Origin of the sequence: Streptomyces sp. NPDC023838, from assembly GCF_040639555.1 — a bacterium.
In the GTDB taxonomy this organism is placed as follows: domain Bacteria; phylum Actinomycetota; class Actinomycetes; order Streptomycetales; family Streptomycetaceae; genus Streptomyces.
This window is the reverse complement of sequence record NZ_JBFAAD010000010.1, coordinates 26,644-46,852: the sequence shown is the minus strand read 5'-3', so window position 1 is coordinate 46,852 and position 20,209 is coordinate 26,644. Positions and strand designations below refer to the sequence as shown.

The following is a 20,209-nucleotide window of genomic DNA, read 5'->3' as shown; positions in this document are numbered from 1 at the left end:
GGCCGGGCCGGCCGGAGCCGGCCCCGCGCCGCGTCACGTCACCGCCGGGCGCTCACGCCTTCGGCTGCCACGGCGGGGTCTGGTTCCAGCCCCACTTCGGCACCCTCGCGCCCGTCCCCACCACCGGCGGCGGGTTCGGGCCCGAGTAGACGAGCGCCATCCGCGTGCCCCACTCGATGTAGTACGCGAACACCGCCCGGAACTCCGGGTCGTCGGGCAGCCCCACCTCGTCCGCCGCGTCCATCAGCAGCGCGATCCAGCGCCGCCGCTGCTCCTCGGTGATGCCCCGGCCGAGGTGGCGCCCGGCCATGTGGTCGTGGCCGCCGTGGGCCGCGGTGTAGTCGGCGGGGCCGCCGAAGACCTCGGCCAGCCAGATCGCCACGTGGTGGGCGTGCTCGGCCGGGGCGGCCGCGAACACCGGTGCCAGGACGGGGTCCTTGTGCACATGTCCGTAGAAGACCTCGGTCAGGCGGTCCAGGGCCTCCTGGCCGCCCATCCACTCGTAGACGCTGGGGATCCCCGGAGCGTCGCTCATGCGTTTTCCTCCTCGGCCGGCCCCGACGCGCGGTCGGGGCCCTGGGCGCGGACTTCCCTTACTCGCTCCAGGGAGTCGCGCAGCTCCCCGAGCCAGTCGTCGGTGTGACTCTGTACGAGGCGTACGCACCAGGCAAGGGCGTCGCTGCGACTGCGGGCGACCCCGCCGGCCACCAGGGTGTCCAGGACCTGGCGTTCGGGCTGCCGCAGGCGGGTCATGACGGGGGCCGCGACCTGCGTGAACATCGCGCGCCGGCCGCCGCACTCGGCGCCCCACGACACCTTGCGCCCGTAGCGGTGCTCGGCCTCGCGGGCCACGGCGATGCGCTCGTCGCGGGTGCGCTCGCGGAATTCCTGGATGCGGCCGTCGAGGGCGGCGGTGCGCTCGGCGGGGGAGGCGTCGTCCGCGAGCTTCGGCTCGGGGACGAGCCCGATGACGGTGATCTCCTCGCGGTCGACCACCACCTCGACCAGACGCTCATAGAGACCGTCCGGGATGCGGCCGGAGAACCAGCCGCGAAGCTGCTCGTGCTGTTCGGCTGTAATCATGTAATCAGCATTACGCGGGCAAGGCGGGGTGCCAAGCGTGTTCGCCGTGGGCCGGAAACATGTACGGGCAACGCAAGAAGCCCCTCGCTGCCGCGAAGGGCTTCTTCGAAGGGCTTCTTCCGTCTGTGCGGCGCCGGGGACCCGGACCCCGGGAGGGGGGAACCCCGGCCGACGCGCGGCCGGGGTTCCCCGATGAGGCGGTGGATCGGGCAGGTCAGCGCTGCAGGGTGAGGACACCCGGGCGGTACGGCAGCTTGTCGTAGGGGCCGCTCGCGGTGGGGGACTTGCCCTGGTAGAGGAGCTGCAGGTTGCAGGGGTCGATGGTCATGGTCTGGTCGGGGTTGGTGCGGACCAGGTCACCGTGGCTGATGTCGTTGGTCCAGGTGGCTCCGCTGTTGGCCTTGCCCGCGAAGGGGTTGCTCTCGCTGGCGGCCTGCGGGGTCCACGGACCGTTCAGGCTGGAGGCCGTGAACGAGCGGAAGTAGCGCTGCTCAGTGGCGCCCCGAGCCTCGACGATCATGAGGTACTGGTTCTGACCCTGGACCTTGTAGACCTGCGGCGCCTCGAACAGGTTCTTCACCGAGTCGCTCATGACCGTCGTGTACGACGAGCCGAAGTTGCCCGGGAAGTTCCCGATCGGCATGCTAGCCCGGTAGATCTTGCCGTTGTCACCGGCGAAGAACAGGTACATGTTCTTGTCGTCGGCGATCAGGGTCTGGTCGATCGGGGCGCCGCCCGGGATGCCACCGGTGAACAGCGGCTGCGGGGCGGACCAGCCGTTGGGGTTGGTGGGGTCGCTCGACGTGCGGTAGTTGAAGGGCCAGCCGCCGCTCCACTGGGACGCCAGCACCCAGATCTTCTTGGGCGCGAAGTAGAACAGCGTGGGCGCCACCGCGGACTGGCTCATCCCGGTCTGGCCGGCCGACGCCATGTCCGACCAGTTGGTGAAGGGCTTGAACGCCATCGAGCCGTACGACGATCCCGCCACGTTCGACCCGTAGACCAGGTGCTTGCCGTTGTACACCACGCTGGTGAAGTCCTTCAGCGAGAGCCACCCGTTGGCCGGCTGTGCCAGCGCACCCGTCGACTTCCACCGGTACGTCGACGGAAGGGCACAGCTGCCGCCCGTCGGCGTGGGCGTGGTCGGGGTCGACGACCCGGACGGGCCGGTCCACTTCTGGTTGCCGCCGGACCAGCAGGAGTACAGCTGGATCTTGGTGCCGTTGGCGGTGCCCGCGCCGACGGCGTCGAGGCACAGCCCGGACTGGACGCCGGCGATCGTGCCGTTGGTGTTGATGTTCCACTGCTGGCCGGCGCTGCCGTTGCAGTCCCAGATGACCACCGCGGTGCTGTTGCCGGTGCCCTTGGCGTCCAGGCACTTGTCGCCGTAGATCTTCAGCTGCTTGCTGGAGGTGTGGGTCCAGCGCTGGTTGGTCTGGCCGTTGCAGTCCCACAGCTGCGCCTGGGTGCCGTTGACGGTGGTGAAGCCGTTGATGTCGATACAACGCCCCGACGGGACGCCCTTGATCTCCCCCGAACCGGAACCGGAACCGGAACCGGTACCGGTGCCGCCGGTCGGCCCGCCCGTGGGCGTGGGCCCGCCGGTGGTACCGGGGGCGGGGGCGCCCTTGAGGGCGTTGATGACGGCGGTGTACGCGGCCTTGGGATTGCCGTTGTTGTCGAACAGCAGGGGGCTCTCGCCACTGCGCCAGGAGTCGCGGTCACGGACGCCCCATACCGTGATGCCGGTGCACCGGGCCACGGACAGGCAGGAGTTGACCGCGTTGGCGTAGTTGGTGGCCGACGCCTGGGCGATGTCCAGTTCGGTGATCTGGACGTCGACGCCCAGGGCGGCGAAGTTGGACAGCGTGGTCCGGAAGCTGGCGGGCGGCCCGCCGGCGCCGAAGTGGCTCTGGAACCCTACGCAGTCGATCGGCACGCCACGGGACTTGAAGTCCCTGACCATGCTGTAGACGCCCTGGGTCTTGGCGTCCGTCCAGTTCTCGATGTTGTAGTCGTTGTAGCAGAGCTTGGCCGAGGAGTCGGCCGCCCGGGCGGTGCGGAACGCCTCCTCGATGAAGCCGTTGCCCAGCACGTTCTGGAACACAGAGCTGCGGTGCTGGCCGCTGCCGCCGTCGGCGAACGCCTCGTTGACCACGTCCCAGGCGTAGATCTTGCCCTTGTAGTGGGTCATCTCGGTGGTGATGTGGTTCTTCATCACGCTGCGCAGCGTGTTCGCGTCGCGGATGGAGCTGACCCAGGACGGGAGCTGCGAGTGCCAGACCGTGGTGTGGCCGCGCATGCGCTGGCCGTGTGCCATGGCATGGCTGACGATCTGGTCGGCGGGACCGAAGTTGAAGTTGCCGCGGGACGGCTCGATGGCGTCCCACTTCATCTCGTTCTCCGGGGTGATCATGTTGAACTCCCGGTCCGCGATCGCGGCGTACGCCGAGTCACCGAGTCTGCCGGCGGCGACAGCGGTGCCGAAGTACCTGCCCGAGGGGGCCGCCTGCGTACCCAGGCTCGCGGCTCCGGCGGAGTTGGGCAGGAGCGTCACGACGCCGGCCACCACCGCCCCGGCCGACAGCCCAATCGTCAGTGTTCGGCGACGCCGGCCGAGCCGGTGCAGGCCCTTCATGATTTTCCTCGGGGGTCGCGGGTGTGTCGCGTCATTGGAGGGACTTTCTTCAGGGGATACGTCTACGGGGGAAGTCGGGAAACCCTGCCCCGCCGGCACGCCATGGCGAGCGGCGGGAAGGGCACCCCACGAATGGGAGGCCCCCCAACTCGCGCTCTCGTAACGGAAAAGTCGCGCTGCCCGGACGATTGCTCGGTGATGCATCTCGCAGGCAGAAAGCGTTACGCGGAGCCCTGCGGCGTGGTCGTCCCTGGGGAGAGGGCGGTGATCGGCCTTCGGGCCGGTGATCAGCTTTCGGGCCGGTGATCAGCCTTGAGGCCGGGCAGGGCGAGCTTCAGGCCGGGGACACGGCGAGCTTCAAGTCGGGCAGGGCGAGCTTCAGGCCGGGCAGGGCGAGCTTCAGGCCGGGCAGGGCGAGCTTCAAGCCGGGCAGGGCGAGGCAGCCGTCGATGAATCCGAAACGCTCAAGGAGCGGTTCTCAGGCCCAGGCCTTGCGCACAATGAACGAAGCCTGGCCGGCGAAGGCCCGAGTGCCGTCGGAGCCGTCGAGCCAGATGCCGCCGTCGCGATGGCGGAGGACCGATCCCGGATAGTTGTGCGCGTGCAGGGTCACCGACCCGGCGACCGCTCCGGGGCGCGGACAGAAGGTGGCGTCTTCACGGAACAGTTCGCTGCCGTCGTTGGTGCTCAGCCGTAGCCGCAGGTCCCGATGGCGCAGAAAGCGGCCGTCGGCGGCGCGGAAGGTGACGCACCGGGTGTCGGCCAGCCCCCGGACGACCGTGAAGGTGACCCGCTGCCGTGTCTGCGCGCTGCTGGAGGCGGAGACCGGGCCGAGCGCCGCGAAGTCACCGGCGTACGTGAGGTACAGGGCGGGGTCGTCCACGGACTCCAGCGACTGGGCGCCCAGCGCGACAGTGCCCGCGGCCGGGGATGGACTCGCCGGGGACGGACTCACCGGGGACGGACTCGCCGGGGACGGTGCGGGCGAGGTGGTGGTGCGCGACGGGATCGGCGTGGGATGGCCGGCCGTGGGAGCGGCGGTGACGCCGGGCGCCCGATGCTCGGGTTCGGGCCAGGCCACGTAGGTGGCGGTCCCGGCGATGAGCACCGCGCCGGTGGTGAGGCCCACCAGCGGCTGAGTGGTCACCGCGTAGATCTTGCCGATCAGCGAGGTGTGCAGAGCGCCTCCCGCCGACGCGGTGCCGACGGCGGCGTGTGCCGTGGCCAGCCCGGCGGCGCTCGTGGCCGTACCCGACAGCAGGCCCTTGGCGGCCAGCGCGGCGACGAGTCCGGCCGGGACGGCCAGCGGCGCGAGGCTGAGGAGCAGTAGTTCGGCCGGAACCCGTTCTGCCGTCGTCGCCATGCAGACCGGGCAGTTGCGGGTGTGCCGCGCGATCCGCTTGCGCCACACCGACGCGGGGACACCGTCCCAGTCGCCGAGGGTCGCGTCGAGATGCGGACAGCGCGGGTCGGCCGCCAGCGCGGCGACGATCGTCCGGCTCAGATCGAGTTGCTCGCGCATGCGTTGCACACGTACTCCGACGTGGGCGACAGTGAGCCCCATCGCGGCGGCGATGTCGTCACGGCTCAGCGAGCCGGCGCGCTCCTGCCACCACAGCGACAGCAGCACCCGATGGTCCGGGTCGAGCCACCGGCCGGCTTCGACGACTTGACGGCGCTCGTCCGACATACGCAGACGCAGGATCGTTACGTCCTCGGGTTCGGCGCCGACGTCCGGTATCTCGCGCGCCTCGTCGATGACCGTGGTCCGCCCGGCGAAGGTTTTCTGCCGGTGCCAGTGGGTGTTGATCTGCCGGAGCGTGATCGACACCAGCCAGGACCGGAAGCTCTCCGGGGCACGCAGGGCGGGCAGGTCGCGCACCACGCGCAGCAGGGTTTCCTGGACGACGTCGTCGACGTCGGCATGGCCTCGCAGCGCTCGCCCGACGATGTTGTAGAGCAACGGCAGATACGCGGCGATCAGCTCCTCACGCGCCCGACGGTCACCGGCCTGCGCCGCGACGACCAGCCCCGCGTGGTCCCGATCCATGAGCCCCATCCCCACCCCCACCTCCCTCAGGGGAGCGATCCGCCGAGTACGGCGCCACACCCTAGCGTCGGCGGAGGGATGCGGCCAAAGCCCGTGCTCCGACGATCCCGGAGGGAGACAGCCCAGACCCCGAAAACGACCAAGGGCGTCCTCTCCGAAGAGAGAACGCCCAGGTCGCAGATGGTGCGCCGCCAGGGACTCGAACCCCGGACCCGCTGATTAAGAGTCAGCTGCTCTAACCAACTGAGCTAGCGGCGCCTGCTGACAGAGAAAATACTACCTGGTCCGACGGGGTGCTCCTGACGCCCGCGGATTACGGAAACGAAACGCCTAGATCGCCAGCGACAGCACCACCGGGGCCGCCCGCCGGTTCAGCGTGTCCGCCGCCGAGCGCAGCCGGTGGGCGTGCTCGATCGGCAGCGAGAGCGCCAGGCAGCCGACCGCCGCGCCCGCCGTGAGCGGGACGGCCGCGCAGACCGTGCCCACCGCGTACTCCTGGAGGTCGAGGACCGGGACCGTCGCGGGCTGGCTGTCCAGCTTGCTGAAGAGCACGCGCTCGTTGGTGATCGTCCGCGAGGTGAGCCGGGCGATCCTGTGGCGGGAGAGGTGGTCGCGCCGCCCGTTCTGGTCGAGCTGGGTGAGCAGGCACTTGCCCACCGCGCTGGCGTGGGCCGCCGAGCGGAAGTCCACCCACTCGTTCACCTTCGGCGCGCGGGGTCCGTCCGCGTACTGCGTGATCTTCACTTCGCCGTCGATGTACCGGCTGATGTAGACCGCCGCGCCCACCGAGTCGCGCAGTTCGGTGAGCGTGCTCTGGAGCTTGGCCTCAAGGGCCTGCTGGCGCACCACGCCGGAGCCCAGCAGGACGGTGGAGTCGCCGATGACGTACGCCCCGTCGGTGACCTGCTCCACATAGCCCTCGCAGCGGAGCATGAGCAGGAGGGAGGCGAGGTGCGCGGTCGGCAGACCGGTCTCTCGTGCGATCTGGACGTCCGTCACTCCGCCCGCGTGCTTGGAGATCGTCTCCAGGACGCGGAAGGCGTACTGCACCGAATGGAACGGCGCGGTCGGCTCGGGCTTCAGCGCCACGGTTTCCCCCTAGCAGGTCGAGGCTGCGAAGGTGGACAGCTTCACCGTTCCAAGATAGCCGCCAAGGCCCCTTTGCGGTGGGGGTGTTGACGAGATTGATGATGCGCCCCGGCCCGTACGCAGGGGCGCATCCTCCTGGCATATGCCACAGGCACGCTCTCTGGCCGAAAGGTGAGGTCAGAGCACCGCGCCCAGGAACTCGCGCGTGCGTTCGTGCTCGGGTCCGCCGAAGATTTTCTCCGGCGGTCCCGACTCGATCACCTTCCCGGAATCGAACATCATGACCTCGTCGGAGATGTCGCGCGCGAAGTTCATCTCGTGGGTGACGCAGAGCATGGTGATGTCCGTCGTGGTCGCGATGTCACGCAGTACGTCGAGGACCCCGGCCACCAGCTCCGGGTCGAGCGCGGAGGTCACCTCGTCGAGAAGCAGCACCTGGGGCCGCATGGCGAGGGCCCGCGCGATCGCCACCCGCTGCTGCTGGCCGCCCGAGAGCTGCGACGGCTTGGCCCCGCAGCGGTCGGCCAGACCCACCAGGTCGAGCAGCTCCTTCGCCCGCGCCTCGGCCTCGTCGGGCGAGAGCCCGAGCACCCGGACCGGCGCCTCGGTGATGTTCCGCAGCACGGTCATGTTGGGGAAGAGGTTGAACTGCTGGAAGACCATCCCGATCTTCTTCCGGGCCTCCCGGCGCTCTCTCTCGGCAGCCGGAAACAGCCGGTCCCCATTGACCTGAATCGTCCCGGAGTCGGGCTTCTCCAGGGTCATCAGCAGCCGCAGGATCGTGGTCTTGCCGGAGCCGGACGGCCCGATCAGCGTGACGTGCCGGCCCGGCCGCACCGAGAAGCAGAGGTCGTCCAGGACGGTCGTGGAGCCGAAGCGCTTGGTGACGTTGTCGAAGGTGATGAGCGGGCCGTCGGAGGAAGGGGAGACGGACGGCGCGGTGGTGGGCTTGGGGGAGAGATCAGCGGGCAAGGCGGCGCTCCAGGGCTCGTACGAGAAGGGAAGCCGGATAGGCGATGAGGATGAAGGCGACGCCGACCACGGTCAGCGGCTCGGTGTACTGGAAGGTCGACGCGCCCTCCAGACGCGACTGCTGGAGGAGTTCGAGGACGCTGATCCCGGCGAGCAGCGGGGTGTCCTTGAGCATCGAGATGACGTAGTTGCCGAGCGCGGGCGCGATGCGGCGGACCGCCTGCGGCAGGATCACCGCCAGCCAGGTCCGGTGCGCGGGCAGGCTGAGCGCGGTGGCCGCCTCCCACTGCCCTTTGGGGACGGCGTCGATGCCGGCCCGGTAGACCTGCGCGGTGTACGTCGAGTAGTGCAGCCCGATGGCGAGGACGCCGGTGGTCAGGGCGGAGAACTTCACGCCCCACTCGGGCAGCACGAAGAACAGGAAGAACAGCTGCACCAGCAGCGGGGTGGTGCGGATGAACTCGGTGACGGCGGTCACCGGCCAGCGCACGAGCCGGGACGGCGCGCGCAGGCCGAGCGCCCACACCAGACCCAGCGAGAACGAGATGAGCGAGCCGAGCGCCAGGACCTGGAGGGTGACGAGCACCCCGTCCCAGAAGCGCGGCATGAAGTCCCAGACGGCGGACCAGTCCCAGGAGGACTGCGCCGCCCCAGCCGAGTGCGTCACTTGACCGTCACCCCCAGATTGGCCTTGGTGCGGCGCTCCAGCGCCTTCATGCCCCGGGTGATCCCGAAGGCGAGGACGAAGTAGACGACGAGGGTGACGCTGTAGATCTGGGCGCTGTCCTGGGTGGCGAGCCGGACCAGGTACGCGGCGAACGACACGTCACCGACGCCGAGCAGCGAGACCAGTGCGGTGCCCTTGAGCAGCTCGACCAGCAGGTTGCAGAACGGCGGGATCATCTCCGGCACCGCCTGCGGCAGCAGTACGAGCCGCATCCGCTGCCCCGGCGTGAGGCTCAGCGCGATCCCCGCCTCGCGCTGGGCGTTCGGGACCGCCTTCAGCGCGCCCCGGACGATCTCCGCGCCGTACGCGCCGTAGGAGAGGCCGAGCGCCAGCACGGCCGCCCACATCGGCACCAGCTGCCAGCCGACCAGCGGCGGCAGCACGAAGAACAGCCAGAACATCAGGACCAGGGCGGACGTGCCCCGGAAGACCTCGGTGTAGAAACCGGCCAGGAACCGGACGAACCGGGAGCGGTGCGTCCGCGCCATGCCGACGCCGAAGGCGACGGCGGCGGCCAGCGCCGCGCTGTACACGGTCAGCTGGACGGTGATCCAGATTCCCGGCAGCACCCAGTGCTGCCACAGTCCGGCCGTCATCGGCACAGCTCCTTGGCGGTGAGGGTGGTCATCTCGGCCTGGGTGAAGCCGAACGGCCGCAGGATCCGGAAGAGCTCGCCGCTGGAGCGCATCTTGTGGAGCTCGGCGTTGAACGCGTCGCGCAGGGTGGTGTCGGTGGGCCGGAAGGCGAAGCCGCCGCCGTCGACCTTCTTCTTGCCGTCGACGACGGCGGCGAAGGGGGCGGTGGCCTCGGCGCGGCTGCTCTTGCTCACCACGGCGCGGGTGGTGAGCGCGGTCCCGGCGAACACGTCGACGCGGCCGGACTCCACCGCGTTCAACCCGGCGACCTGGTCCTGGAGGATCACGATGTCCTTCTCGGGGATCCCGGCGGCCACCGCGTACTTGATCTCCGAGTAGCCGGTCCCGGTGGCGAAGCGGGCACGGGTGCGCACCACGTCCTCGTACGAGTGCAGCCCCTTGGGGTTGCCCTTGCGCACGATGAACGCGTCGAGCATCTGGTACTCGGGGTCGGCGAAGAGCACCTGCGCGCAGCGCTCCTTGTTGATGTACATCCCGGCCGAGACGACGTCGAACTGCTGGGAGTTGAGGCCGGGGATGAGGGAGGAGAAGTCGGTGGCGACCGGCTGGACGCGGTCTATGCCCAGCCGTTTGAAGATCACTTTGGCGAGTTCCGGCGCCTCGCCGGTGAACCGGCCGTCCTCGTCGACATAGCCGTACGGAACCTCTCCGGCGATCCCCAGCCGTACTGTGCCCTGCGATCTGAGGCGCCCGAGCGCGTCGCCTTCGGGCACCCGGGAACAGCCGGCGACGGCGAGGGCCGCGCCGACGCCTCCGGCGAGAAATGTTCGTCGTGCAGTTGCTCGAACCATGGCGGCGCCGCTACCCGCGTTCGGCGCCGCCATGCGTCCTGGTCAGCTCTCCAGTGCGTACGCCGCCCTCAGCACGAGGTCGTCGCGGTGGCGCGCGGCGACCAGCTGGAGCCCGATGGGCAGGCCCGCCGCGTCCGTGCCGACCGGGACGGTGAGTGCCGGCTGGCAGGTCATGTTGAAGGGGTACGTGAACGGGGTCCAGCCCGTCCATCGGCGCAGGCCGGAGCCCGTCGGGACCTCCGCGCCCGCCTCGAACGCGGTGATCGGCAGGGTGGGCGTGACCAGCAGGTCGTAGCTGCGGTGGAAGCGGGCCATGCGGTGGCCCAGCGCCGCGCGGACGTCGAGCGCGGCGAGGTAGTCGAGCGCCTTGTACCGCGCGCCCTGCTCCGCGATCTCCCGCAGTCCCGGCTCCAGGGCCGCCCGCCGCTCCGACGGGAGCATGCCGGCCACCCGCGCCGCGCCCGTGAACCACAGCGTGTGGAAGGCCGCCACCGGGTCCGCGAAGTCCGGATCCGCCTCCTCCACGTACGCGCCGAGCCCGGCGAGCCGGGTCACCCCCGCCCGTACCGCCGCCGCGACCTCGGGGCGCACGGCCACCTGGCCGCCGAAGGAGGGCGAGTACGCGACCCGCAGGCCCTTGACGCCCTCGGCGAGGCGGGGCGAGACCGGCTGGGTGCCCTCGTCCGCCGACCAGTCGCGCCAGTCGGCCCCGCTGATCACGTCGAGCAGCAGCGCCGTGTCTGCCGCGTCCCGCGCCAGCGGCCCGAGGTGCGCGAGCGAGCCGAAGGGGCTGGGCGGGAAGAGCGGGACCCGCCCGTACGTCGGCTTCAGCCCGACCACCCCGCAGAACGAGGCGGGGATGCGCACCGAGCCGCCGCCGTCGGTGCCGAGCGAGAGCGGCGCCGCCCCGGCCGCCACCGCCGCCGCGCTGCCACCGCTGGAGCCGCCCGCCGTGCGCGCGGGGTCGTGTGGGTTGCGGGTGATCCCCGAGAGCGCCGAGTCGGTGACCGCTTTCCACCCGAACTCGGGCATCGTGGTCTTCCCCACGAACACCGCCCCGTGCTCGCGCAGCCGTGCCACGGCGGGCGCGTCCACGTCCCAGGGCCCCAGTCCCGGCGGAGCCGTGGAGCCGCGCAGGGTCGGGCCGCCGGCCACCGGGATGGCGTCCTTGACGGACACCGGCACCCCGTCGAGCAGCCCCAGCGGCTCCCCGGCCCGCCACCGGGCGGTGGACGCCTCGGCCTGGGCGAGCGCCGCCTCGGTGTCGATCCGGACGAACGCGTTGATCCGGGGCTGCACGGCGGCGGCCCGGTCGAGCACGGCCCGGACCGCCTCGGCCGGGGAGAAGTCGCCTTTGCCGTATCCGGCAAGAAGTTGACGGGCAGTCAGGTCTGCGAGCGAGGTGAGGCCTGTCGTCGGATCGGTCATGCCCGGGTTCGTACCCGTGTTTGTTGATCGACAGCGGGCGGGGCGGGTGGCGGGCGCGCCGGGAATGACGGGAATAAACGGAGACAGCCTCCCGTTAGCTCTCTCGTATCCGTACGGAACGAACTGGAGGCGCGGACCGGTGGGCGACGTGGGTGACGTGGGTGACGTGGACGACATTCGAGGGACGGCGTTCGGCAGCGCGCCCGTGCCCCTGTCCGTGCTGGACCTGGTGACCGTCGGCAGCGGCTACACCGCGAACACGGCCCTGCGGACCAGTGTGGAGATCGCCAAGCTGGCCGAGCGGCGCGGCTTCACCCGCCACTGGGTCGCCGAGCACCACTCGATGCCCGGCGTCGCCTCCTCGTCCCCGGCCGTCATCCTGGCCCACCTCGCCGCCCACACCGACCGCATCCGGCTCGGCTCGGGCGGCGTGATGCTGCCCAACCACGCGCCGCTGGTGATCGCGGAGCAGTTCGGCACCCTGGAGGCGCTGGCGCCGGGGCGGATCGACCTGGGCCTGGGGCGCGCGCCCGGCACCGACGGCGCGACGGCGGCGGCCCTGCGCCGCACGGACCCTCTCAACGAGGGCGCAATGGGGTCTCCCCTGCTCGAGCGAAGCCGAGAGCCTGGGGAAGAATTCCCGCAGCAGCTGGCGGAGTTGACGCGGTTCCTCGACGACGACTTCCCGGACGGGCACCCGTACGCGAAGATCCACGCCGTGCCCGGCCCGGTGCAGGGCCCCACGGGGCGCCCGCCGATCTGGCTGCTCGGCTCCTCCGGCTTCAGCGCCCGCCTGGCCGGGGTCCTCGGCCTGCCGTTCGCGTTCGCGCACCACTTCTCGGCCGCGAACACGGTGCCCGCGCTGGACCTCTACCGCGAGTCGTTCCGGCCGTCGGCGGTGCTGGACACGCCGTACGCGCTGATCGGGGTCTCGGCGCTGGCCGCCGACACCGAGGAGGAGGCGCGCCGCCAGACGCTCACCAACGCCCTGTCGATGGTGCGGCTGCGCACCGGCCGCCCGGGCCTGGTGCCGACCCCGGAGGAGGCGGCGGCGTACTCCTTCAGCCCGCTGGAGCGGGAGTTCGTCGACGGCTGGCTCGCCAACGTGGTCTCCGGGACCGCCGAGCAGGTACGCGACGGGCTCGACGCGCTGCAGAAGCGCACGGGCGCGGACGAGCTGATGCTGACCGCGAACGCGCACGGGCCGCAGGCGCGGCTGCGCTCGTACGAGCTGATCGCGGATGCGTACGGGGCGCGGGGGGCGTGATTGCTGGGGGCGGGGCGGCAGGGTGATCACCCGACCCGGCTGGTGATCGCCGGAGGCCCGGCCGGGGGTCGCCAGGGGCCCGACCGCTGCGATCCCAGGGCCTGGCCGGGTGATCGCCGAGGGCTCGGCCGGTGATCCCCGGTAGGTGAATCATGAAGGTTCCAGGCTCGGTGGTCCACCGCGTCCACTGACCGATCCAAGATCCATAAGGGACCCTTAAAACCGCTCGTCACGGATGGTGGCGGGCGGTTCGTGCGTCCGGCGCACCCTCTCTGACAAGCGGTTTCGCGTCCAAATTGGTCTAGTCCTCAATTTGGTTCAGACCATTGACGCGGGCATGGCGGGATCGCTATCACTGCTCCAACCGCCGTTCCGCTCACCCCCGGAGGCCGACCGTGCCCGTCCGCAGACCTCTAGCCGCAGCCCTCACGACCGCGACGCTCGCCGCCGGCGTGCTGGCCGCCTTCGCGGGCCTCGGCCCGGCCGGTACCGCCTCCGCCGCGGACGCCCGGACCGTCGCCGCGTCCACCGGGGGCGTGAAGATCGCGTACTACGACCAGTGGAGTGTGTACGGGAACGCCTTCTACCCCAAGCACCTCGACACCCGGGGCATCGCGGGCAAGTTGGACGTCATCAACTACTCGTTCGGCAACATCCACCCCACCGACCTCACCTGTTTCGAGGCCAACAAGGCGGCGGGCGACGACAACAACGCGAGCGCCGGGGACGGCGCCGGCGACTCGTACGCCGACTACCAGAAGTCCTTCAGCGCGGCGGACAGCGTCAGCGGTGAGGGCGACAAGTGGGACCAGCCCATCGTCGGTGTCTTCAACCAGTTCAAGGAGCTCAAGGCCAAGTACCCCAAGCTGAAGATCAACATCTCGATCGGCGGCTGGAGTTACTCCAAGTACTTCTCAGACGCGGCGAAGACCGACGCCAGCCGCAAGAAGTTCGTGGCGTCCTGCGTCAAGCAGTACATCCAGGGCGACCTGCCGGTCGACGGCGGCTTCGGCGGCGTCGGCTCGGCCGCCGGGATCTTCGACGGCATCGACATCGACTGGGAGTACCCCGGCTCGCCCGACGGCCACCTCGGCAACCACTACGCGGCCGAGGACAAGCAGAACTACACCCTGCTGCTGGCCGAGTTCCGCAAGCAGCTCGACGCGTACGGGGCGGCGCACGGCGGCAAGAAGTACCTGCTGACGGCGGCGATGCCGGCCGGCCAGGACAAGATCAAGAACATCGAGACGGACAAGGTCGGGCAGTACCTCGACTACGCGAACGTCATGACGTACGACATGCACGGCGCGTGGGACGGCGACGGGCCGACGTACCACCAGTCGCCGCTGTACTCGGGTGCGAACGACCCGACCGACGTCATCAAGCCGGGCACCCAGAAGTACTCGATCGCCAACGCGGTCGACGCCTGGCTGGACGGGAACGCGGCGTACGGCATCGCGGGCGGCTTCCCGGCGAACAAGCTCACCCTCGGGTACGAGTTCTACTACCGCGGCTGGAAGGGCGTCCCGGCGGGGACCGCGAACGGCCTGGCCCAGGCGGCGACCGGCCCGTCCGGTGCGCGGCCGCTGAGCCAGCAGCCGGGCATCGCCCACTACAAGGAGCTCGGCGGGATCGTCGACAACCCGGCGACGACGTTCTGGGACGACCAGGCGAAGGCGTCCTACTTCTACAAGGACGGCGAGTTCTTCACGGGCCTGAACCAGAAGTCGATCCAGGCGCGGGCGGATTACGCGCATGCCCGTGGGCTGGCCGGCGCGATGATGTACTCGCTGCTGGGGCTGGACGACAAGGCGACGCTGCTGGGCCAGATCGCGACGGCGGTCGGGTCGTCCCCGTCCTCGACGCCGGACCCGACGACGCCGCCGACCACTCCGCCGACGACGCCGCCGACCACTCCGCCCACGACGCCTCCGACGACCGGGTGCACGGCTGCGGCCTGGGATGCGGCGGGCACGTACACCGGCGGTACGCAGGTCTCCTACAAGGGCCACAACTGGAAGGCCAAGTGGTGGACGAAGGGCGAGGAGCCCGGCACGACGGGGGAGTGGGGCGTGTGGCAGGACCTCGGCGCGTGCTGATGTGAGCCCCCTGCGGGGGGAGACCGCCCCACCCCGTGCCGGGGGTGGGGCGGTTCTCCTTTCCCCCACCCCGCCCGTTCCCTTAACCCTCCGGGGGCGGGGGGTGGGCTGAGGTTGGTCTCCCGGTGGCTACGCCCCCGGGCCCCCTGGCGGGGCCTACGGCCCCTGCACCCCGCTTCGGGGCTGCGCCCCCGGGCCCCCGCCTCGGGGTTGCGCCCGGACCTCCGTTGCGGGGCCTGCGGACCCTGCGCCCCCGCATCGGGGCTGTGCCCCGGCCCCCCGCTGCGGGGCCTGCGGCCCCCGCACCCCGGCCCGTTCGTCTGCGGGTTGTCTGTGGCTGATCGCGCAGTTCCCCGCGCCCCTGAAGGGGCGGGAGCTCCGCTCCCTGCCCCGCCGCTCCTCGAACGCCGGAGGGGCTGAATGTGCCGGGCCCCGTTCTGCCCGAAGGGGCGCGGGGAACTGCGCGACGAGCCCAGGACGGCCCGCACCCGACCAACGACGAGGCTTTAGGGGCGCGGGGAACTGCGCGACAAACCCGGGACGGCCCGCACTGGACCAACGACGAGGCTTTAGGGGCGCGGGGAACTGCGCGACCAGCCCAAGCCGACCGGCACCCGAACGACGCTCAGACCCCGGCGGGGCCTTACGTCACCGCAGCACCCCACCCCCCAGGGGCGCGGGGAACTGCGCGACCGGCCCCCGCCGGCCCGCAGGTGAACACCGGGCCAAATAGGGGCGCGGGGAACTGCGCGACCGGCCCCCGCCGGCCCGCAGGTGAACACTGGGCCGGATAGGGGCGCGGGGAACTGCGCGACCCGCCCCCGCCGGCCCGCAGGCGAACACCCGGCCCAAACCCCGTTACGCCCGGCAGCGTTCGCCCAGCATGGACGCGATCAGCTCCGGGTGGACCGCCCGCGAGTACAACCACCCCTGCCCCGTGTCGCACCCGATCCGCCGCAACCGCCCCGCCTGGTGGGACGTCTCGACGCACTCGGCCGTCACCTTCAGGCCCAGCCGGTGGGCGAGCTGGACGAGGGCCTCGACGATCGTCTCGTCGGCGGGGTTGGGGTGCGTGCCGCCCTCGTCGTACTGGAAGCCGCGGACGAAGGAGCCGTCGAGCTTCAGGACCGAGACCGGGAGGCGGGAGAGGTACGCCAGGTTGGAGTACCCCGTGCCGAAGTCGTCGATCGCGATCCGTACGCCCATGTCCGACAGCGCCTGGAGCGCCTGGAGCGGGCGGCCCGCCGAGCCCATGACCGCCGACTCCGTCAGCTCCAGTTGCAGCAGATGCGGCGCCAGGCCCGTCTCGGCCAGGATCTCCGCCACGTCCGCGACCAGGTCGGAGTCCCAGACCTGGCGCACGGCGACGTTCACGCTCACGAAGATCGGCGGCACTCCGGGGTGCTCGATCTGCCAGCGGCGCGCCTGCCGGCAGGCCGTGCGCAGCACCCAGCGGCCGAGCTGGACGATCGAGCCGTCCTCTTCCGCAATTCCGATGAACCGATTCGGCGCAAGTGTGCCGAACTGAGGATGGTTCCATCGGACAAGCGCCTCGACGCCCTCCACGGCCCCGTCCGCCATGCCCACCAACGGCTGGTACTCCAGCGTGAACTCGCCCCGCTCCACGGCCGGCCGCAGCGTCGAGGAGAGCGCCTGACGGGTCATCCGGTGCGCGTTGCGCTCCGGGTCGAAGAGCGTCCAGCGGGCCTTCCCGTCGGCCTTGGCCCAGTACAGGGTCGTGTCGGCGTCCTGCATCAGGCCCGTCGCCGTCGTCCCCGCCACCGCCCGCTCCACCACGCCGATCGACGCGGAGACCGACAGCCGCTGCCCGGCCAGGTCGAACGGCTGCTGGAGCGCGGCCAGTACGGACTTCGCCAGGTCCGCCAGCTGCTCGGTCCCCGTCGAGTCCTCGACCAGGACCGCGAACTCGTCGCCGCCGAGCCGCGCCACCAGGTGCCCGCCGCTGCGCGCGTAGCCGCTCTGGTCGGCGCAGTGGGTGAGGCGGGCCGCGACCGCCGACAGGAGCCGGTCGCCGATGCGGTGGCCCAGGGTGTCGTTGACGGCCTTGAAGCCGTCGAGGTCGAGGTAGCAGATCCCGATCCGGCCGGTGCCGCCGCGCCCGTATGTGGAGGCCTCCATCGCGCCCGCGAGCCGCTCGAAGAAGAGCGTGCGGTTGGGCAGCCGGGTCACCGGGTCGTGCATCTGGAGGTGGCGCAGCCGCGCCTGGAGCTCGCGGCGGTCGCTGATGTCGGTGATGGAGAGCAGCGCGCCGGGGCTGTCGCGCACCGGCGAGACGGTGACCTCGGCCCAGAGGGAGTGCCCGTCGGGGTGCTTGAGGCGGCGCGTACAGCGGAAGCGGGAGCGGCTGCCGCTCAGCACCTCCTGGTAGATGTGCCAGGTGCGGGCGTCGGCGGCGAGGTCCACGAGGTCGGCGGCGGCCTGCCCGCACAGCGCGGCGGGCTCCGAGCCGAGCAGCTCGGCCAGCGCGTCGTTGACGGCGGCCACCGTGCCGTCCCGGTCGACGAGCGCCATCGCCAGATGAGCCGCGTTGAAGGCCGCGCGGTAGTCGCGCGGCTCAGAAGCGGTGCGCCCGACCGCGTGACGTTCGGGCGGCCGGCCGACGGGCCGCTCGGGCCCCTCCAGATGACGCTCTGTGACCGGCGGCCGCATGGTCCCGGGGGCTGCTCCCGGTCCTTCGGGGGTTCCGCTCACCGCTCGCTCCCGCTGTGCATTCGAGTCGTACAGAGATGTGGTCGGGGCCGTCGGCCGGGTGGAGGACAGCCGCCCGGGGCTGAATCCACGCAGGAAAGTGTGCCGATCATAGAGGCAGGCGCAAGAGCCGATCCAGCTCCACGGCCGTGATCATGCGCACCCGGGAGCCGAGGCTGATCGTTTCTGCACGTGCCTGGCCAGCGGCGATCCTCATGTGACCGATTGTGACTTTCTGTAAGGCGTCGGGGTGTCGGGCTGGTGTCGGGCTCCTCACCCACCTGGGGCAGCGGAACAGGGCGAAATCACACAAACCACCACAAGGTGGGTGGGGTGTCCCGCATTCCGTACCCGGAGGTCGACGTGGAGCGTCAGCTGACACCGGGGGGAGTGGAGCGTGCCCGGCTGCGCAGTGCCGCCGCCGCGCTCACCTCCCTGACGGCGGTCGCCGCCACCACCCTCGTGGCGGGCCCCGCCGTGGCCGCCAGATCCGCGATGCCCTGCGCCCTGCCCCGTACCGCCGCACACCACTCGCTCGGAGTGGACACCTGGAACACCGCCTATCCGCGCCCGGTGCGCACGCTCAACGCGGTGATGGTCTTCCTCTCCTTCCCGGACTCGTCGCCCGTCGCCGCCCCGAAGGACCTCGCCACCGACTACTTTCCCGCTACCAGCGACTTCTTCACCCGTGCCTCGTACGGGAAGTTCCGGCTCAAGGCCGATCCGCAGCCGAACTGGGTGAAGATGCCGAAGCCGTCGACGGCCTACCGGATACAGCGCGACTGGGACCCGGAGCGGCGCACGGAGTATCTGCGCGACGCCGTCACGGCGGCCGACCCCACGGTCGACTTCTCCGCGTACGACATCGTCTACCTGGTCGCGGACCCGGACGCGCCGGGTGTCGACTCGGACGCCACGAAGGTCGTCAACTTCGACCAGCCGCTGCGGGTCGACGGCACGGACCTCAAGCGGGTCGTCACGGTCTTCGAGCAGCACCCGCCGGACCGCAATGTGCTGGCCCACGAGACCGGGCACGTCTTCGACCTGCCCGACCTCTACCACCGCCCGATGGACGGCAAGGGCGACTGGGACACGTACGTCGGCGACTGGGACGTGATGGGCAGCCAGTTCGGGATGGCGCCGGACCTGTTCGGCTGGCACAAGTGGAAGCTGGGGTGGCTGGACCGGCGCCAGGTGGCGTGCGTGGCGACGCGCGGCTCCTCCCGGCTGACCCTGGTGCCGCTCTCGGAGTCGCCCGAGCGGGTGGGGCCGAGCGGGGTCCGGCTCGCGGTGGTACGGACCTCGGAGGGCAGCGCGGTCGCGATCGAGGCGCGGGACCCGGCGGGCAACGACCGTACGACCTGTACGTCGGGGCTGCTGATCTACCGGGTCCGCAGCGAGACGGCGTCGGGGACCGGCCCCGTCGAGGTCCTGGACACCCACCCGGACACGGGGGCGTGCTGGGAGCACTCGGTCTACCCGGCGCTCGCGGACGCGCCGCTGAACGTGGGCGAGACGTTCACCGTGCCGGGGGAGGGGATCCGGATCGAGGCGACGGGGCGGACGCGGTCGGGGGGGTGGACGGTGCGGGTCACGCCGTAGGCGTGGTGTTCGTGGCAGTGCACGAAAAGGCCCCCGGGAGCGCACGAAAAGCCCCCCCGGGGGGGGCACGAAAAGGCCCCCCGCTCGCGCGAGGGGCCTTTTCCGTCTGTGCGCCGCCAGGGACTCGAACCCCGGACCCGCTGATTAAGAGTCAGCTGCTCTAACCAACTGAGCTAGCGGCGCCTGCTGACGTCGTAGACCTTAGCATCCTGATCGGCGGGAGGAAAAATCGATAAGCGCCGGTCGGCGGGGGCGGCGTCCCGGGCGGCCCGGACGCACGCCCAGAGCAGTACGTCGGGCCCCGGGAGCCAGGGCCGGCGGGTGTCGGGGGCGACCAGCCAGCGGGGGGCGGCGGGGTGCTCGGGGCGCGCGAGGCCGGGCACGGTGACGGCGTCGCCGGTGCCGTGGCAGAGGAACGGCGGCACCCCGGCCCACTCCTCCCAGTCGAGCAGCGCGGGCAGCCGGTGGGCGGTGCCGGGGGTGGCGAAGAGCAGCATCCGGCCCCGGTGGTGGGCGACCGGTCCGGAGCCCGCCCCCTCCCCCCACAGCCGGTCGAGCATCCGGCGCCCGAAGACGGCGGGCACGTTGACCACGTCGAACGCCGAGCCGCAGGGGAGGACGACGGGGGCGCCCGGCCGGGCCTCCCACAGCGCGAGGGTGCTGCGCGGGTACGGCGCCGCCGACGCGAGCCAGGCGGCGCCCTCGGGGGTCACCTCCCCGGCGCCGTCGCGGGGGAGCAGGGCTTCGTCGCGCTGCATGGTGCTCATGCGTACTACTTCTACGGGGCCCGGCGCCCCCGTCTCGGCGGAATAACGGAAACCGGGACAGGGTGGGGCGTGGAGGAGTATCTTGCGCGGCCGGTGGCATATGCGCCCTTGTTGTGCCCGGGGTTCGTCTACGGGCCGCCCGTGGCTGGTGGCGCGGTTCCCCACGCCCCTGAACCCGTGGTCGAGCTCAGCCATGGGCTCTCAGGGGCGGGGCCGTGACGTGTGCGGCTCCGCCGTGATGGGGGTCCCGGTCCCCCTGTTCGAGCGAAGCCGAGAGCCAGAACTTGGGGGATCGACCAGCCCCCACCGGCCCGCAGGCGAACCCCCGGCC

General features: G+C 71.2%; 15 protein-coding genes and 2 tRNA genes. 3 read left to right on the top strand and 14 right to left on the bottom strand.

What is annotated here, in order from left to right; genetic code table 11:
• Positions 1-52: 52 nt before the first annotated feature.
• From AB0G17_RS15060 to AB0G17_RS15010, 11 genes are all read right to left on the bottom strand, one after another.
• Positions 53-535: a group II truncated hemoglobin gene (locus tag AB0G17_RS15060; protein ID WP_361381307.1), complete on the bottom strand. Its 483-nt coding sequence runs from the start codon at positions 533-535 to the stop codon at positions 53-55.
• A complete protein-coding gene (locus AB0G17_RS15055) occupies positions 532-1,083 on the bottom strand; it encodes a hypothetical protein (protein WP_361381304.1) in 552 nt (183 codons plus the stop codon). Before AB0G17_RS15055 ends, AB0G17_RS15060 begins: the two co-directional genes overlap by 4 nt.
• Before the next feature lie 214 nt (positions 1,084-1,297).
• On the bottom strand, positions 1,298-3,721 hold the full coding sequence (locus AB0G17_RS15050) for a non-reducing end alpha-L-arabinofuranosidase family hydrolase (RefSeq protein ID WP_361381301.1): 2,424 nt from the start codon (positions 3,719-3,721) through the stop codon (positions 1,298-1,300).
• A gap of 478 nt (positions 3,722-4,199) precedes the next feature.
• The gene (locus AB0G17_RS15045) at positions 4,200-5,771 is read right to left on the bottom strand and encodes a sigma-70 family RNA polymerase sigma factor (RefSeq protein WP_361381298.1); all 1,572 of its coding nucleotides are present in this window, start codon (positions 5,769-5,771) and stop codon (positions 4,200-4,202) included.
• Between the two features lie 181 nt (positions 5,772-5,952).
• Positions 5,953-6,029, bottom strand: a tRNA-Lys gene (locus tag AB0G17_RS15040).
• Between the two features lie 72 nt (positions 6,030-6,101).
• Positions 6,102-6,860: an IclR family transcriptional regulator C-terminal domain-containing protein gene (locus AB0G17_RS15035; protein ID WP_361381295.1), complete on the bottom strand. Its 759-nt coding sequence runs from the start codon at positions 6,858-6,860 to the stop codon at positions 6,102-6,104.
• A 177-nt stretch (positions 6,861-7,037) separates the two neighbouring features.
• On the bottom strand, positions 7,038-7,763 hold the full coding sequence (ehuA, locus tag AB0G17_RS15030; RefSeq protein WP_361381730.1) for an ectoine/hydroxyectoine ABC transporter ATP-binding protein EhuA: 726 nt from the start codon (positions 7,761-7,763) through the stop codon (positions 7,038-7,040).
• A gap of 58 nt (positions 7,764-7,821) precedes the next feature.
• Entirely contained in the window at positions 7,822-8,439 is a 618-nt protein-coding gene (gene ehuD / locus AB0G17_RS15025) for an ectoine/hydroxyectoine ABC transporter permease subunit EhuD (protein WP_361381727.1), read from the bottom strand.
• Between the two features lie 56 nt (positions 8,440-8,495).
• Positions 8,496-9,155, bottom strand: a complete 660-nt coding sequence (gene ehuC / locus AB0G17_RS15020; RefSeq protein WP_361381292.1) for an ectoine/hydroxyectoine ABC transporter permease subunit EhuC — start codon at positions 9,153-9,155, stop codon at positions 8,496-8,498.
• Positions 9,152-10,006: an ectoine/hydroxyectoine ABC transporter substrate-binding protein EhuB gene (gene ehuB / locus AB0G17_RS15015; protein WP_361381289.1), complete on the bottom strand. Its 855-nt coding sequence runs from the start codon at positions 10,004-10,006 to the stop codon at positions 9,152-9,154. Before ehuB ends, ehuC begins: the two co-directional genes overlap by 4 nt.
• Before the next feature lie 42 nt (positions 10,007-10,048).
• A complete protein-coding gene (locus AB0G17_RS15010; RefSeq protein WP_361381286.1) occupies positions 10,049-11,434 on the bottom strand; it encodes an amidase in 1,386 nt (461 codons plus the stop codon).
• Positions 11,435-11,600: 166 nt separating this feature from the next.
• Between AB0G17_RS15010 and AB0G17_RS15005 the strand changes: the two genes are divergently transcribed.
• Together AB0G17_RS15005 and AB0G17_RS15000 are read left to right on the top strand one after the other, a co-directional pair.
• Positions 11,601-12,701 carry an LLM class flavin-dependent oxidoreductase gene (locus AB0G17_RS15005; protein WP_361381282.1) on the top strand — a complete coding sequence of 367 codons (1,101 nt, stop codon included), beginning with the start codon at positions 11,601-11,603 and terminating at the stop codon, positions 12,699-12,701.
• Between the two features lie 395 nt (positions 12,702-13,096).
• Entirely contained in the window at positions 13,097-14,800 is a 1,704-nt protein-coding gene (locus tag AB0G17_RS15000; RefSeq protein ID WP_361381279.1) for a glycosyl hydrolase family 18 protein, read from the top strand.
• 858 nt (positions 14,801-15,658) lie between these two features.
• On the opposite strand, the gene AB0G17_RS14995 is transcribed toward AB0G17_RS15000, so the two are convergent.
• The gene (locus tag AB0G17_RS14995; RefSeq protein ID WP_361381724.1) at positions 15,659-17,470 is read right to left on the bottom strand and encodes an EAL domain-containing protein; all 1,812 of its coding nucleotides are present in this window, start codon (positions 17,468-17,470) and stop codon (positions 15,659-15,661) included.
• A 372-nt stretch (positions 17,471-17,842) separates the two neighbouring features.
• On the opposite strand from AB0G17_RS14995, the gene AB0G17_RS14990 reads away from it, so the two are divergent.
• A complete protein-coding gene (locus tag AB0G17_RS14990; RefSeq protein WP_361381277.1) occupies positions 17,843-19,111 on the top strand; it encodes a M6 family metalloprotease domain-containing protein in 1,269 nt (422 codons plus the stop codon).
• 109 nt (positions 19,112-19,220) lie between these two features.
• Here the strand turns inward: AB0G17_RS14990 and AB0G17_RS14985 are convergent.
• A tRNA-Lys gene (locus tag AB0G17_RS14985) sits at positions 19,221-19,294 on the bottom strand.
• A complete protein-coding gene (locus tag AB0G17_RS14980) occupies positions 19,285-19,878 on the bottom strand; it encodes a bifunctional DNA primase/polymerase (RefSeq protein WP_361381274.1) in 594 nt (197 codons plus the stop codon). Before AB0G17_RS14980 ends, AB0G17_RS14985 begins: the two co-directional genes overlap by 10 nt.
• Positions 19,879-20,209: the final 331 nt, after the last annotated feature.